The following is a 15335-nucleotide window of genomic DNA, read 5'->3' as shown; positions in this document are numbered from 1 at the left end:
CATCCGACTTTCTCGCCAAGCCGGTGTCATAGCTCTTCAAGCCTCCCGCGCATAGCTGCGCAGGCGTGCCTCGAGCACGGCCAGCATCGCATCGCGAACCGGATCGCGCGAGCCACGCAGCCATGCCGCCGCCAGCGGCAGCCGGCCGACCGGGCCGCTCTGCCGCGGTCGCAGCGGAACGAACCGCACGCCCGAGACCGCCATCCGCGTCGTCCAGCGCGGCACGATCGCAACGCCAAGGCGGGTTGCGACCAGGTTGATGATGGTCTGCTTCTCGTCGGCGACCTGCACGATCCGCGGCGTCAGGCCGGCCTGCTCGAACAGCTTTATGGTGAGGTCGTAGCTGTGCGGCCGCGAGCGGCGGTCCGGCACCAGCATCTGTTCGTCCGCGATCTCGGACAGTGCGATCGACTTCTTCCCGGCGAGGGCGTGGCGCTGCGGGAACGCCACGATCGCGGTCTCCTGGAAGAGAGGGCGGAATTCGAGCCGCTTGTCCGGCCGGTCGGGCGGCCGGACGAAGGCGAGATCGAGCGCGCCGGTCAGAATCTTCGGCAGCAGCCGGACGGTCTTGTCCTCCAGAAGCTGCACCGCGATCTCCGGATGCTTGGCGCGAAAGTCGCGCAAGAGCAGCGGCAGCAGTCCCGCCGCGGCGCTGTCGATGGCGCCGACCCGCAGCCGCCGCGCGGTCTGCTCGCGGGAGCGGTTGCGTAAGTTGCTCTCGACCGCCTCGACGCGGGCGAGGATGGCGCGGGCATCACGCAGCAGCGTCGTGCCGTCTTCGGTGAGCGACACGGCGCGCGTCGTCCGCGCGAACAGCCGCGTTCCCAGATCCTCCTCGAGCAGCCTGATCTGGCGCCCGAGCGCGGAGGGCAGCATCTGGAGATGCTGCGCCGCCCGGCCGAAATGCAGCTGATCGGCTGCCGCCACGAAGCATCGAAGCTGATGCAATTCCATTCGCCGGTCCTGTTCCGAATCCTCTCGCCCGATCTTTCCCTGGATTATATCATTTTTTTGTATAAAGTAGCGCCAATTGAGTCCGCCTCTTCTCCTCGCCTAGGCTTGCTGATGGCGTGGACCTTAAGGGTCCGCCGGCACAACGATAAACCAGATATCGAGGAGGCCAGGGTGGCGAGCGAGCTTCAGACGCGCGTGCTGCGCAAGATCACGTTGCGCATCGTTCCCTTCATCATGCTGCTCTACTTCGTGGCCTTCATCGACCGCGTCAATATCGGCTTCGCCTCGCTGACGATGAACAAGGACATCGGCCTGTCGCCGGCGGTCTACGGCTTCGGCGCCGGCATCTTCTTCTGGGGCTATTTCCTGTTCGAGGTGCCCTCCAACATCATCCTGCACAAGGTCGGCGCACGGATCTGGATCGCACGGGTGATGATCACCTGGGGTCTGGTGTCGGCTGCGATGGCCTTCGTGCAGGGCGCGACCAGCTTCTACGTGCTGCGCTTCCTGCTCGGCGTCGCCGAAGCCGGCTTCTTTCCCGGCATCATCCTCTACCTCTCCTACTGGTTCCCGGCGCGCCAACGCGCCGCGGTGACCGCGCTGTTCATGGCCGCGGCGCCGCTCTCGACCGTGCTGGGGTCGCCGATCTCCGGCGCGCTTCTGGAGATGGACGGCCTGCTCGGCTTGAAGGGCTGGCAATGGCTGTTCGTGCTGGAGGCGCTGCCGGCGGTGGTGCTCGGCTTCGTCGTGCTGGTGTTCCTGACCGACCGTCCGGAGAAGGCCACATGGCTCGCGGACGACGAGCGCCGGTGGCTGGTCGAGGCCATGAACGCGGAGACCACGAGCAAGGCCGCGACCGCGAGCCACAGCATCTGGCGCGGGCTTGCCGATCCGCGCGTGCTGGCACTGTCGCTGATCTATTTCGGTACCTCGGCTGGCCTCTACACGCTCGGCGTCTGGGCACCGCAGATCATCAAGCAGTTCGGCCTGTCCTCGCTCCAGGTCGGCTTCCTCAACGCGGTGCCCGCGACCGCCGCCGTCGTCGCCATGATCCTGTGGGCGCGGCACTCGGACCGGACCGGCGAGCGCACCTGGCACGTTGTCTGGGCCTGTCTGCTCGCTGCCGCAGGTCTCGCCTTCGCCGGCCTTGCAACCGGCGTGGTCAGCGTTCTCGTCGCGCTGGCGCTGGTCAATATCGGCATCTCCTCGGCCAAGCCGCCGCTCTGGAGCATGCCGACGATGTTCCTGTCGGGGTCGGCCGCCGCGGCCGGGATCGCCACCATCAACTCGATCGGCAATCTCGGCGGCTTCGTCGGACCCGCCATGATCGGCTGGGTCAAGGACCAGACCGGCAGTTTCGTCGGCGGACTTTACTTCGTCGGCGGCCTGCTCGTTCTCTCCGCTGTCCTCACCCTGCTATTGTCGCGTGCACAGACCGTACGCGCCGAGCCCGTCACGCAATCGCACTGATATCTCAAACGGAGCATTCCCATGCGTACCCATTCGATCGCAGCAATCCCCGCCGACGGGATCGGCCCCGAGGTCATCTCCGCTGGCGTCCGCGTGCTTGAAGCGCTGGCAAAGCGCAGCGGCGACCTCGCCTTCAACGTCAAGACCTTCGACTGGGGCTCGGACTATTACAAGAAGCACGGCGTGATGATGCCGGCTGATGGCCTCGCCGAACTGAAGAAGTTCGACGCCATCTATTTCGGCGCGGTCGGCGCACCCGACGTGCCCGACCACATCACGCTGTGGGGCCTGCGCCTGCCGATCTGCCAGGGCTTCGACCAGTACGCCAATGTGCGGCCGACCAAGATCCTGCCGGGCGTCGCCTCGCCACTGCGCAATGTCGGCGTCGGCGATCTCGACTGGGTGATCGTGCGGGAGAATTCGGAAGGCGAATATGCCGGCATGGGCGGCCGCGCCCACAAAGGCCTGCCCGAAGAAGTCGGCACCGAGGTCGCGGTGTTCACCCGCGTCGGCGTCACGCGCATCATGCGCTACGCGTTCCAGCTCGCGCAGTCGCGTCCGCGCAAGCTGCTCACGGTGGTGACCAAGTCGAACGCGCAGCGCCACGGCATGGTGATGTGGGACGAGATCGCCGCCGAGGTCGCGCGCGATTTCCCCGACGTCACCTGGGACAAGGTGCTGGTCGATGCCATGACCGTGCGCATGACGCTGCATCCGAAGAGCCTCGACACCATCGTCGCGACCAATCTCCACGCCGACATCCTCTCGGACCTCGCCGGCGCGCTCGCCGGCAGCCTCGGCGTGGCGCCCACCGGCAACATCGATCCGCAGCGCCGCTTCCCGTCGATGTTCGAGCCGATCCACGGCTCGGCCTTCGACATCACCGGCAAGGGCATCGCCAATCCGGTGGCCACCTTCTGGACCGGCGCGCAGATGCTCGAGCATCTCGGCGAGAAGGACGCAGCGAGCCGGCTGATGGTGGCCGTCGAGCGCGTCTGCGCGGCCGGCGTGCTGACGCCCGACGTCGGCGGCAAGGCGACGACCGAGGAAGTCACCGACGCCGTGATCGACGCGATCCACGGCTCGAACGTCTAACAGTCTCGGGAGAGCACGCGATCGGAGTGACATCCGATGCCAGACTGGTTGAGGGAGATCGACGGCCTGAGTCTTCCTCGACCATCACGGCCCGGAGCGTCTCCGGGCCCTCTAGTCCACAAATTCAACGCCAATGCGATTTCCGCTGGACCAGATCACGCGACAATCCCTGATGGTACGGCTCCTCTCCAGCATCAGCTTGAAGCGGGGTCGGACATAGATCTTGTCCGATATCTCGATCGCGGCGCCATGATCGGACAGATTGACCACGTGGCATCGCATGCTGGATCCGTCGCCGGCAATGTAGGCGATCTCGCTGACGGACGTGCGCTGCTCTCTGCGTCGCTCTTCCACCGGTGACCTACGCCTTCCCGTTCCTGCCGCGCAGAATGTGGACCCGATCAGGTGACCATTGATCCAGACCGAAACCGACCCTTCCCGTCCGCGCTTTTGCTGACAGGACACGAGGTAATTAGTTACTTACAAAATTGACCGTCCGGGGCCTTCGAAGGCCGGGAATGGAGGCAAACCCGACCGGCGCAGGCCTTCCCGGACAACACGTGCATGAATGGCGTGTCAGCCTCGCATGATGCGCGCGAAACATTCAGAAAGCGCTAACGGGGCTCACTCAGGCAGAACACCTCGGCTATGGACCAGGTCGCCCCTTGGCCGGCGTCACTGCACGCCATGGCGGGCGAAATCGTCAGCGACCTTGGCCTCGATGATCCTTGCCGCCGAGATGTCGCTGTTGCCGCCGGCTTTGTCACCCTGCCTGAGCTTGGCAAGCCCGCGTCCATAAAGCGCGCTTGCCAAGCGTGGCTCGACACGCAGCGCCGAATTGTAGTCATCGATGGCCGCAGCGAGTTGGCTCATCTTCAAATGGATCAGCGCACGCGAGTCGTATGTCGCAGCATTTTCCGGTCCCGACTGAATCGCCCTGTTGCAGTCGTCGAGCCCGGCCTGCAGATCGCCGAGGATCGCTCGGATCCAGCAACGTCCGCTCCAGGCAAGACTGGAATTCGGATCGAGACGAATGGCCTCGTCGAAATCGCGCGCGGCGCGCTCGAACTGGTTCATTTTCAGGTAGGCTTCCCCACGGTTGGCGAAGGCGCCGCCGTAATTGGGGTTGACCTCGATGGCCTGGTCGAACGCCTTGACCGCGTCGTCATATGCTCCCTTCCTCAGGTAGGCCACGCCGCGGTTGTTCATCGGCTTGGCGTAAGCTGACGCGAGCTCTATGGCCTGATCGAAATCTCTGATCGCCCGGTCGTACTCCGCTGTTGCGGTGTACGCATTGCCGCGATTGTTGTACGCCACGGCCAGCGCGTCCGCATTGGCCTCACCGGAATCGATCAGCGCCGTACAGCCGGCGATCCTGGCTTGAGGCGGGATGCGGTCCGCACCATTGCACTGTTCGATGCTCTTGAGCTGGCTATGCTTCTGCAACTGTTGCGCTGCCGCCGGTGAACCGAGCAACAGCAAGACGAGAATGGGTGCGACGCTGTCGATGATGGCGGCCCTCATGGTCATGTCCGTATCAGGCCCCAATGGAAACAGACCGAGCAGCACGAATTCGCTTCAGCATCCTCGGCAGATGTTAAGCTTGCGATCGGCCGCGTCTGCGCGCTGCGGCGTCTTGGCGGCTGCGCGCTTCTTGAGCAATTTGCTCTTGCCCTCTTCGATAAGAGTCGAAAACTTGGTAGAACCATCATCCGAAATTTCGATGTGCGGCGTGGTGCCTCGGATTCCCATGGTTGCGACCGGCGTATCGACCTTCATATCGCCTGTCTTGGCGACCTTGCCGGCAACAAACGTGGCCGTCCCCTTGGTCAGATTGAAGAACGTCGCATTGGATTTTCCCTCAGGCTCATACACGTACTCGTCCAAAGTCATGCGGGCGTTGCTCGACAGATTGAACGAGGACCCATCGCTGAAGTTGATGCCGACCCGGCTGTCGGCCTCGGTTCGCACCACATCGCCCAGATAGACGACATCGCCAACCCTGGTTTGGGCGGCCTGATCTCCGAGGTTCGCCTGGACCACGACCGCGCCTTTGTGCTCGATCGTGACCGAGCCGACGACGACTATGACCTTACCGATGGGTTTTGCCGCAGCATCCTGAACGGCGGGGGTCGCAGGGTTGACTTGCGCTTGCGCTGGACCAGCGAGAACATTCGCAAATGCCCAAACGAAACCGGCCACCAAAGCAGCTATCGTTTGCCTGCACATTGACCCGCCCTTTCCGAGAAGATCTCGTTCGCGTGGCCGCTTGATGTCTCGTTGAACCCTGGCTTAAGCCTGCACCTCATGCATCACGGGTATCTACGACCTGGATCGGTCCTGCGGACCAGTCCCCCAGATGGAGTACCTCTTTTTTGCCATCGATCTTAGTTCCAAGCCATTTGCCTGACCACCAAAAGTAAGTCACATTTTGTTTTGCGCAGCTCAATCGTGAACTGTTCTTGAGAGACAACACCCGCTCGCGTCGGGCATTGCCGTTCGCGTGAACCCGTCATCCTCTTGGCTATACATATAAAGATCGGTTTTCTTCATCAGACGTTTTCGGCGTGCAAGCCCAAGTTTGCCAACGCCAATCTATTTGCCCCGTGGCGTAGGCAAAACCAATAAGAAGACTGCGGCATCGCACTGAGCCTGAACTATCCAGCAGGCGAGGCTACATCCAATGTTAGTTGCGTCCGGCGTTGAACCCACGGATGAGGCCGTCTCGACCCTACCTCACCAAATCATCGGCATTGTTCAGACGGCGATGGGTCATGCCACGTTGACGCGTGATAGCGGCGCGGCGGTGCAAGTCAGTGTTGGCGACCCTGTCTGTCATGGTGACATAATCGAGACCGCGACGGACGGGCAGATCGGAATTCTGCTTGTCGACGGAACCGTCTTCAACGTCGCCAGCGGGGCTCGCATCGAGCTGAGCGAGTACGTCTACGATCCCGACGGCACCGTGCGGTCGATCGTGCTTGCGGTCACCAGAGGAAGCTTTTCCTTCGCAGCCGGCCGACTTGAAGACGGCGGAACCCTGACGGTCGACACGCCCATGGGAAGCATTCGCGGCCGCTCCTATTCAAGCGGATTCGGAATCTTGACCCTTGCCGCATTGACTTTCTCGATGATGCCGGACGCAAACGCCGCGGACCCGGACGCCACATTCCTGGATGACGACAAGATCAACTACAAGGACATGCAGCACGGCGTCTTCGAGCTCATTACCAAGGAAGCCATACCTCGACACATCATCGTTGAAGATCCCGCCGAGACCGTCGTCCTGAACAGGATCGGTTCGTCGGTCAGCGTGAGCCAAGTCACCAATAGCGCCGCTCGCATGGAGGAGTTGCAGGCGGCTCAACAGGACGTGCTCGCCAATCTAACGCATGGTGCGACAGGATCAGGTACACCACCGTCCGTCGGTACGTTTCCCGTGGAGCCCATCAACTTCACTCCGGAAGATTCGCCCGCGCCGCCGAACGTGCTTCCGCCCCTGCCGACATTCGTCATCCCGATCAACGAAGTCATAATCGTACGCGCGCCGCCGTCGCTGGGCGTGCCGGTCGGGCCAATCGAAATCGACACGAGCACTTTCGACAAGTTCGCAGCGACAAGCGGCACTTTCGCGGCCAGCAGTCCCAACAGCGATGCCGTGCTGACGTTCGGCCTCAGCGGAGGAACGGTCGGCAATACGGTCCTGAACGGCGAGACATTCAATCTTTCGCAGACGGGCCCCTTCGGCACCCTTTTCTTGAACAGCACGTCCGGCGCCTACACTTTCGTTCCGAACAACGATGCGATCAATGCCCTGCAGTCGCCGACGACCACAGGCTTTGTCATCACCGTCTCGGACGGCTCGCTCTCGGTGAGCCAGACCTTCACGATCGACATCAACGGCGTCAACGACGCGGCCATCATCTCAGGCAACGCCGGTGGCACGGTGGCGGAGGCAGGCGGTGTCGCCAACGTGACGCCGGGCACGCCAACGGCAACCGGCACGCTCACTGACACGGACGTCGACAACCCGCCCAACACCTTCACGACGGTCAGCTCCCCGACCAAAAGCACGGGCGGCTACGGCAGCTTCACGATGACCGCAGCCGGGCTGTGGGCGTACACCGTCGATAATACCAATCATGCGGTCCAGGCCCTCAATGTCGGCGATACCCTGACCGACAGCTTTACCGTGACCAGCATCGACGGCACGCCGCAAGTCATAACGATCACCATCCATGGCAGCAACGATGCCGCCGTCGTCTCCGGTGACACGGCCGGTTCAGTCATCGAAGCGAGCTGTGCATCGCCCGGTAAGCCGGTCGCGACGGGCACGCTTACAGACGTCGATGTCGACAATCCCTCCAACACGTTCGTGGCGATCGGTTCGCCGACGGCAAGCTCGGGCGGCTACGGCTGCTTTACGATCACGGCGGACGGCGCGTGGACCTATGCACTCAACAATGCCAACAGCAAGGTGCAGGCGCTCAACAATGGCGACACGCTGACCGACAGCTTCACGGTGACCACGATCGACGGCACCCCGCAGGTGGTGACGATCACGATCAACGGCAGCAACGATCCGGCCGTCATCTCCGGATGCAAGACCGGCGCGGTGATCGAGGCCGGATGCGTCGACAATCAGATGCCTGGCCGGCCAACTGCAACCGGCTTGCTTACCGACACCGATCCCGACAATCCACCCAACACCTTCACCGCCGTGAGTTCTCCAAAGCCGAGCGCGGGCGGCTTCGGGACCTTTACGATGACGGCGGCAGGCGTGTGGACCTACACGCTCGACAACAACAACAGCACAGTGCAGGCTCTCAACGTCTGCGATACGCTGACCGATCGGTTCACAGTGACGACCATCGACGGCACGCCGCAGGTGGTGACGATCACGATCCATGGCACCAATGACGCGGCCGTCATCTTTGGTGACACGACAGGCTCGGTGCTCGAAGCCGGCGGCATCTCATGCGGCAAGCCGGTCGCGACCGGCACGCTCGGCGACACCGACGTCGACAATCCGTCCAACACCTTCACCGCGGTGCCCTGCCCCACGGCAAGCGACTGCGGCTACGGTACCTTCACGATGACGGCGGCCGGCGTATGGACCTATACGCTCGACAACAACAACTGCGTGGTCGACGCGCTCGATGTCGGCGATACGCTCACAGATCACTTCACGGTCACGACCATCGATGGCACCAGGCAGGAGATCACGATCACCATCCATGGCGCCGGCGATGGCGATCCCAACGATTTCGACAATCTGGCAGTAGGGCACACCGTCGTATCGGATCCCCCGTCCGTCCACGGAACTCCCGGTGATGACCACACCGCTGGCGGCAGCAATACCGCTCAGATCATCTATGGCGGCGCCGGCGAGGACACCCTCAACGGCTCCGGCGTGAATGACACGATCTTCGACGGATCGAGCAACGATACGACGAAAGGCAATAACGGGGACGACGTCATCTACGGCGGCTCGGGACGAGACAATATCGACGGCAGTAACGGCAACGACACCATCATCGGCGGGCTCGGGGCGGACAAGCTCACGGGCGGCAACGGCAATGATGTTTTCGTTTATCTCGCGGCTGCGGATTCCCGAGCGGGCCGGTTCGACACCATCACTGATTTCGCATCGGGATCCGACAAGATCGATCTGACGGCCATCGGTGCGCTCGGATTCGCGATCCTGGCATTGAACTCGGCAGGCACGCCTGTGCCGGCGCACACCATCGCCTGGCTTTACGACAGCTCGGCCAACGAGACCGTCGTGTTTGTCAATCCAACGGATCACTCCCTTCATATCGGCGATTCCAGCCTGGTCGAGATTCATCTAGAGGGCGTCGCGACCATCGAATCGTCCGATTTCATCGTAGACTCGGCCGCGGCACCGGCCGCCGCGGTCAGCGACGCCATTGACCCGACTGCAACGACACAAAGCGGCGCGGCCATCGTTACGGTCAACACATCCGACGCCTCCTCCGGCACGACGGACAGTAGCGGCTCCCGCTCGGTCGACGGAAGCTCAGTTCCCCAAACAACCGACGTGGGCCATCACTCCGCCGTCGATCAGAGCCGGACCGCGTCGAACGACAATTCCTTCTCTTCCAGCGCGGACGGCACTGCGGCGCAGCCCACTTTCTCGGAACAGGTCAGCATTTCGCCGTCGACGGACTCCAGATTTGTCTTCGACCGGACCGAGACCGCCGACAGCACGCATTCGAAGGGGAGCGGTCCAACAGCCGGCACTGGGACCGAAAGTCATTCGATAGTGGATGTCACTCTCGGCACGCAAAATGCCGTCCAGCTTGCGGCCGATCAACACGTCAACAATGGCAACGCCATCGAAACTACCGACCAAGCAAGCGCTGCCGATACGGACAGCGCGGTCGAATCCAGCCCCCTGAAATGGTTCGAGAATGACGACGGAGATCGTTGGATCTATCGTCAAGCGAACGAACACGGCCATGCCCGCGCGGAGTGGCTCGACGTGCCCGATGCGCAATGGCTGTCCAAGGCTCATGGCGCGTTCGGCTCGGACGAAAACGCGCGTGAACCCGGCCATTCCTTCAAGTTCTTGAATCCGGGTCACGAGACATCGAGCATCACGTTTGTGAGCGATCTCCCCTCACCGCGTTATGAGCACGGACGCGCGGCAGAAGCCAAGGGGCATGCCGACGCGGCGCCAACGACCGAGGACTTCCAGCCGGACAATGGCGCTCACCACGGACACGGCTTGGTCGCCCCTCATGTGCAACACGATCTCATCGTGTGACATTGGCCTGCCCAAGCTGCCGGGACACGACGAATTTGTGGAACGGCCGGTCGCTCAAGACGCTCCGGATTCGCGGCGATGCCTACCGCCGGCCCGGTGGCGTTGCCATGGCAGCGGCCGGCTCGAGCGGCATCAGATGACGCGGGACGATGATCGACTGGCCGGGGGTGAGCGGCGCGTTCTCCGGCAGCGAGTTGCTCTGCGCGATCGACCATAGCGGCACGCGATTGGCTGCGGCGATGCTCTCCATCGTGTCGCCGGCCCGCACGGGCACGCGCACGCCGGAATCCCAGAGCTCGACGGGCGTGTTCGCGGGCACGACATAGCGCAGCGGCACGGCATCGACCTGGGTCTGCGGCGGGATGCGCGGCAGCTGCGTCACCATGTCGATGATCTGGCGATGGATGTCGTCCGACTTCTCGATGTTGATGTGCGTGACGCGCGAGTTTTCCTTGAGGTCGAAGCTCGCATAATGACCGCGGTAGCCGGGCTCGGCCACGACGTCGCCGCCACCGAGCACGCTGTCAGACATGAAGATGTTGATGAAGCGCTCGACATTGAGCGGCACGTTGCCGGTCGCGTGCGCAGGGTCGATGATGATAACGAGGCTGACCGGGATGTTCTCCTTGGCCGCCATCTCGGAGATGATGATCGAGCACAGCCCGCCCATGGAATGGCCGATCATCACGATCGGGGCCGGGCTCTCCTTGTAGCTGGAGATGACGCGGTTGCCGACCAGCCGGCAGAGGGTGAATTCGTAGACGTCGGCCGAGAAGCCGGCCTTGGTCAGTTTCTCGCTGAGCCGGTCCATGCCGGTCGAGAAGATCGGGCCCATGGCGCCGCGGAACAGGTAGATCTTCGGCGGTGGCAGCTGCACCTGGGGAGGCGGTGGCGGAGCTGTCGGCACGGCCGTCGCAATCGCAGTCGGCTTCGGCTTGGCCGGCGAAGCCACGGCCGCGCCGGCACTCAAGGCGAGCAGCACAACCGCCGCCAGCACAACCATTCGCCTTGGATCAAGCATAAGTCCCCACCACAGGAGGCAACGGGCCGCCCTCGCGGGGCTTAGTGACCGCCGATTTGGCGGTTTTTGGGGCACGGATCAGCCGGCTGCGGCCATCTCCTTGACCCTGGCCCAGGTCGTGGCTTTCAGAGATGCGCGATTTTCGGCGCGCGCGAGCCAGTTAACGAGGTTGGCGCGCCCTGCGGTAAGTGCTGGCCATTCGGGCGTCTGGGCAAAGAAATCAAAATGCGGTGCGGCCATGAGATCGGCAAGGCTCACGCTGTCCCCGCCGAACCAATCGGCATTCCCGAGCAGCCGCGCCAGTTCGCCGAACACGACCTGCGCGCGGGGCATTGCCTCGTACACCGCGGCCTCGTCGGTCGGCCGGCCGAACAGCATCGGCCGCACGATGCGCTGAAAGGTGATGATGTTGCCGCAGCCCTGGAAGAGATACCAGTCGACGATGTTCATCACCTGGTCCATGCGCGCGGCCGCCTTGGGATCGGCCGGCGTCAGTGCGGGCGACGGCAGCACGCGATCGAGATAGCGCAGAATCGCCTGGGTCTCGTAGAGTCTGAATTCGCCGTGATCGAGCACCGGCATGCGGCCGAAGGGGTGGCGCGCGAGATGCTCGGGCTGTCGCGACGTCCCCGGCTTGAGCGCGGCAAGCCGCCAGTCTGCCCCTTTCTCCTCCAGCGCGGCCATCACCGCACGCGCGTAAGGACTGCCCGGTGTGGCATGGACGGCGAATTGTGACATCGAACGGCTCTCCTCCCAGGGCCGTCCTTTGTGGGCGCATTGCACTATGCAAGACAGCCGGACCCGAGACATCTTGTCTCGGGTTCAGTCTAGCGAAACGCGCCGACGATTGCGACCGTCAGCCGCGACGCCATCCGATGGTGGAAAGCGCGGCGGCGCCCAAAACGCAGGCCGCGCCGGCAGCTCCGATCCAGATCACCGACGAGGAAGCAATCACGATCGATCCCAGCAATGCGCCCAGCGAGAAGCCGACATACATGAAGGAGGCGTTGAGCGAGAGCGCGACCGGCGCGTTGGCCGCACCGACGACTCCGATCAGGCGATTCTGCTGCGGCGGGAAGAAGCTCCAGGCACTCAATCCCCACAACACGATCAGCGGCAGAATCGCAGGCAAGGCATGCGGCGCGAACGCCAGTGCAGCAGCCGTCAGCCCCGCGAAGGCCAGCGCCATCAGCAGCAGAGCAAGGCCCTGAACGCGGCGCGCGCCGTAGCGATCGTTGGTGACGCCGCCGAGGGCCACACCACCGACGGCCGATATCCCCAGCAGCGTAAGCGCAAAGCCGGCCTGCGCGGTCGTCATTCCGGCAGCCATCGCCAGGAACGGCGAGATGTAGGTGTAGACGGTATAAGCGCCGATCGCCCACACCGTCGTGGTCATCAGCACCATGAATGCGCCGGGATGGGCGATGACGGCAAGACGCGCGCGCAAGGTCGCAGGCGGACTGCTCGCGATGTCGCGCGGCAGGCGGGCGGCGAGCACGGCAAGCGCCACGGCGCTCATCGCAGCGACGCCGAGGAAGGTAGCGCGCCAGCCGAGATGAGTGCCGATGAAGGCGCCAAGCGGCACGCCGAGCGCAACTGCGACCGTGATGCCGCCGTTGACGATGGCGAGTGCCCGGCCGCGATGGGACGCCGGCACCAACGCACCTGCAAACGCATTCGCGTTCGGCACGTAGAGTCCGGCGGCCAGCGCCAGCAGCACACGCGCACCGGCCAGTGCCCAATAGCCGGGCGCAACGGAGGCGATGAGATTGGCGAGCGCGAAGGCGGCGAGCGAGCCCATCAGCAGGCGCCTGCGATCATGGTGCGCCGTCATCGCCGTGAGAATTGGCGAGCTCACCGCATAGACCAGCGCAAAAACCGTCACGAGCTGGCCCGCCGCCTCGACACTGACCTGCAGCGATTGGGAGATCGTCGGCAGGATCGCGGCGATCATGAAGCCCTCGGTGCCGACCGCGAAGGTGCCAAGCGCAAGCGCATAGAGGGCACCGGACCGCGACAGCGGCCTGGCCGCCTCGGCGGCAACTAGTCCCGAATTGACGTCGCGGATGGCGTCGCCGGGCTTGGACAGCTTTCGGTCGGACACGGCAAATCTCCTTGGTTTGTCAGGCGGAGGAGATTTCGCCGGTTGCAGCACTGGCCAGTAGCCGGCCTTTCCCGCTATGTTCTATGCATCGATCACATCAATGGGGCGATTGAACCGGTCAGTTGCCCGTTTTTGACATGAATGTGCGGGCCGACATGAAAGATATTTTCGCGCTCAAGCTCTATACGCGGGTTGCGCGTCTCGGCAGTTTCTCGGCCGCCGCGCGCGAGTGCAACCTTTCGCAGTCCCAGGCCTCGCGCCTCGTCGCCGATCTCGAGGAGTCGCTGGGGGCGCGCCTCTTGTCACGCACCACGCGCGCGGTGGTGCCGACCGAGGCCGGCGCCGAGTTTCTGGCCCGGATGGAGCCGATCCTCGACGCGCTCGATGAAGCCGAGCAAAGCGTACGCGAAGGCGGCGAGCTGCGCGGCACGCTCAGGATCGGCCTGCCCTCGAGCATGGCGATCCGGGAGGTGATCCCGCGCCTGACGCCGTTCGCCGCGCGCTATCCCAAGCTGAACATCCAGATCTTGCTCGATGACAAGCGCCAGGATCTGGTGCGGGAAGCTGTCGACGTCGCCATTCGCATTGGCCGCCTCACCGATTCCAGCGCGACCGCGAGGCTGATTGCCAAGATCAACCGCGTCGTCGTTGCCGCGCCCTCTTATCTGTCGCAGGCAGGCACGCCGAGCGCGCCCGCGGACCTGTCGCAGCACCGCATCATCGGTGGCCCCGCGACAATGGTGCCAAATGCCTGGATTTTCGAACGCGACGGCAAGACGGAAACCCTCGAATTATCGCCGCACATCTCGACCAATGACAATGAGGCGACTGTCGCGGCCGCGGCGGCCGGCATGGGCATCACATCCACGCAGCAATGGGCCTGCCGCCGCGAATTGCGCGACGGCTCGCTGGTCCGGCTGCTGCCGGAGTGGAAGACCCGGGACATTCCGGTCCACGCCTATTTTCCGGCCGGCCGCGCCACTCGTGCGGCCGCACGCGCCCTGACCGACTTCCTCGCCGCCGAGTTTCGCAGCCAGGAAGAGGCCGACGCGAAGGCGGGCTGAAATCCGGCCCCGCCGACCGCTTATGCGGGCGGTACATAAATCCTAGCGGAAACGGATGGCTACAGGCCCGGCCTGAGCCCGCGTACCCATTCTCCATCGACGACGGGCTTCCACCCGGCCCCCGACAGGAGAATGAAGATGAACGACCTTCTCGCCTTCGCTGTTGAAGCCCATGGCGGTCTCGCCCGCTGGAACGCGTTTTCCAGGCTGCGCGCCGAGCTCTCCGTCGACGGTGCCATCTGGCACCTCAAGCAGCAGCCGGACCTGCTCAAGAACAAGATGTTCGAGATCGACACCCATGCCGAGCGGCTTTCGATCACGCCGTTCGCCACGCCCAAGCATCGCAGCGTGTTCGTGCCGGACCGCCTGACGCTGGAAACCCTCGACGGCGGCGTCTGCGAGATGCGCAACGATCCCGATGCGGCCTTCGAGGGACATGTCCGCGAGACGCCCTGGGACAAATTCCATGTCGCCTATTTCGCCAGCGAAGCGCTCTGGACCTATCTCACCTCGCCCTTCCTCTAGGGGATGTCCCGGGTTCTGTTGAATTTCTGAAGAGGTCGGCGTTGCCCACCTTGAGCCGGTAGGCTCGGGGTGCTGATTCCACAAAGGAGAGCAACGCCATGACGAGAGATATCACACCGGCTGGTTCGCCGGCGACTGGGGCTGTGGACGAAGCGTTTGCAGAAGTGCGGGCGAGCTTTGATCGGTTCTGCCTTGCGGCGGGGATCGAGGCGCTCGGCACGATGATGGAGGCGGATGTCACGGCGGCCTGCGGGCCGCGCCACGGTCGCGATGCGGCGCGGCGGGCGCACCGTTGGGGCCGAACGCGGGGAC

The 15335-nt window shown here is 63.8% G+C and carries 12 protein-coding genes and 1 pseudogene; 6 read left to right on the top strand and 7 right to left on the bottom strand.

Features of this window, described 5'->3' with window-relative positions; genetic code table 11:
- Positions 1 to 36: 36 nt before the first annotated feature.
- Positions 37 to 954: a LysR family transcriptional regulator gene (locus K289_RS0135525; RefSeq protein ID WP_027555792.1), complete on the bottom strand. Its 918-nt coding sequence runs from the start codon at positions 952 to 954 to the stop codon at positions 37 to 39.
- 171 nt (positions 955 to 1125) lie between these two features.
- Between K289_RS0135525 and K289_RS0135520 the strand changes: the two genes are divergently transcribed.
- Together K289_RS0135520 and K289_RS0135515 are read left to right on the top strand one after the other, a co-directional pair.
- Positions 1126 to 2424, top strand: coding sequence for an MFS transporter (locus K289_RS0135520; protein WP_027555791.1), 1299 nt, complete (start codon positions 1126 to 1128; stop codon positions 2422 to 2424).
- A 21-nt stretch (positions 2425 to 2445) separates the two neighbouring features.
- A complete protein-coding gene (locus K289_RS0135515; RefSeq protein WP_027555790.1) occupies positions 2446 to 3519 on the top strand; it encodes a tartrate dehydrogenase in 1074 nt (357 codons plus the stop codon).
- Positions 3520 to 3630: 111 nt separating this feature from the next.
- On the opposite strand, the gene K289_RS0135510 is transcribed toward K289_RS0135515, so the two are convergent.
- The 3 genes from K289_RS0135510 to K289_RS0135500 form a co-directional block, all read right to left on the bottom strand.
- Positions 3631 to 3873: a PilZ domain-containing protein gene (locus tag K289_RS0135510; protein ID WP_027555789.1), complete on the bottom strand. Its 243-nt coding sequence runs from the start codon at positions 3871 to 3873 to the stop codon at positions 3631 to 3633.
- 321 nt (positions 3874 to 4194) lie between these two features.
- Positions 4195 to 5049 carry a tetratricopeptide repeat protein gene (locus K289_RS0135505; RefSeq protein ID WP_027555788.1) on the bottom strand — a complete coding sequence of 285 codons (855 nt, stop codon included), beginning with the start codon at positions 5047 to 5049 and terminating at the stop codon, positions 4195 to 4197.
- A 48-nt stretch (positions 5050 to 5097) separates the two neighbouring features.
- On the bottom strand, positions 5098 to 5721 hold the full coding sequence (locus K289_RS0135500) for a FecR domain-containing protein (RefSeq protein WP_371260893.1): 624 nt from the start codon (positions 5719 to 5721) through the stop codon (positions 5098 to 5100).
- Between the two features lie 580 nt (positions 5722 to 6301).
- On the opposite strand from K289_RS0135500, the gene K289_RS0135495 reads away from it, so the two are divergent.
- Positions 6302 to 10309, top strand: coding sequence for a VCBS domain-containing protein (locus K289_RS0135495; protein ID WP_245284089.1), 4008 nt, complete (start codon positions 6302 to 6304; stop codon positions 10307 to 10309).
- Between the two features lie 82 nt (positions 10310 to 10391).
- On the opposite strand, the gene K289_RS0135490 is transcribed toward K289_RS0135495, so the two are convergent.
- The 3 genes from K289_RS0135490 to K289_RS46280 form a co-directional block, all read right to left on the bottom strand.
- On the bottom strand, positions 10392 to 11330 hold the full coding sequence (locus tag K289_RS0135490; protein WP_027555785.1) for a LysM domain-containing protein: 939 nt from the start codon (positions 11328 to 11330) through the stop codon (positions 10392 to 10394).
- Between the two features lie 78 nt (positions 11331 to 11408).
- The gene (locus tag K289_RS0135485) at positions 11409 to 12068 is read right to left on the bottom strand and encodes a glutathione S-transferase family protein (protein ID WP_027555784.1); all 660 of its coding nucleotides are present in this window, start codon (positions 12066 to 12068) and stop codon (positions 11409 to 11411) included.
- 118 nt (positions 12069 to 12186) lie between these two features.
- Positions 12187 to 13434 carry an MFS transporter gene (locus K289_RS46280; protein ID WP_198024831.1) on the bottom strand — a complete coding sequence of 416 codons (1248 nt, stop codon included), beginning with the start codon at positions 13432 to 13434 and terminating at the stop codon, positions 12187 to 12189.
- Between the two features lie 155 nt (positions 13435 to 13589).
- On the opposite strand from K289_RS46280, the gene K289_RS0135475 reads away from it, so the two are divergent.
- From K289_RS0135475 to K289_RS49405, 3 genes and pseudogenes are all read left to right on the top strand, one after another.
- Positions 13590 to 14498, top strand: coding sequence for a LysR family transcriptional regulator (locus K289_RS0135475; RefSeq protein ID WP_027555783.1), 909 nt, complete (start codon positions 13590 to 13592; stop codon positions 14496 to 14498).
- Positions 14499 to 14636: 138 nt separating this feature from the next.
- The gene (locus K289_RS46275; RefSeq protein WP_035687032.1) at positions 14637 to 15023 is read left to right on the top strand and encodes a hypothetical protein; all 387 of its coding nucleotides are present in this window, start codon (positions 14637 to 14639) and stop codon (positions 15021 to 15023) included.
- A 98-nt stretch (positions 15024 to 15121) separates the two neighbouring features.
- Positions 15122 to 15335 (top strand): annotated as a pseudogene (locus K289_RS49405) (IS256 family transposase); the annotation flags it as partial.

This window comes from Bradyrhizobium sp. Cp5.3, from assembly GCF_000426265.1.
In the GTDB taxonomy this organism is placed as follows: domain Bacteria; phylum Pseudomonadota; class Alphaproteobacteria; order Rhizobiales; family Xanthobacteraceae; genus Bradyrhizobium; species Bradyrhizobium neotropicale.
This window is presented reverse-complemented; position numbering and strand designations above follow the sequence as displayed.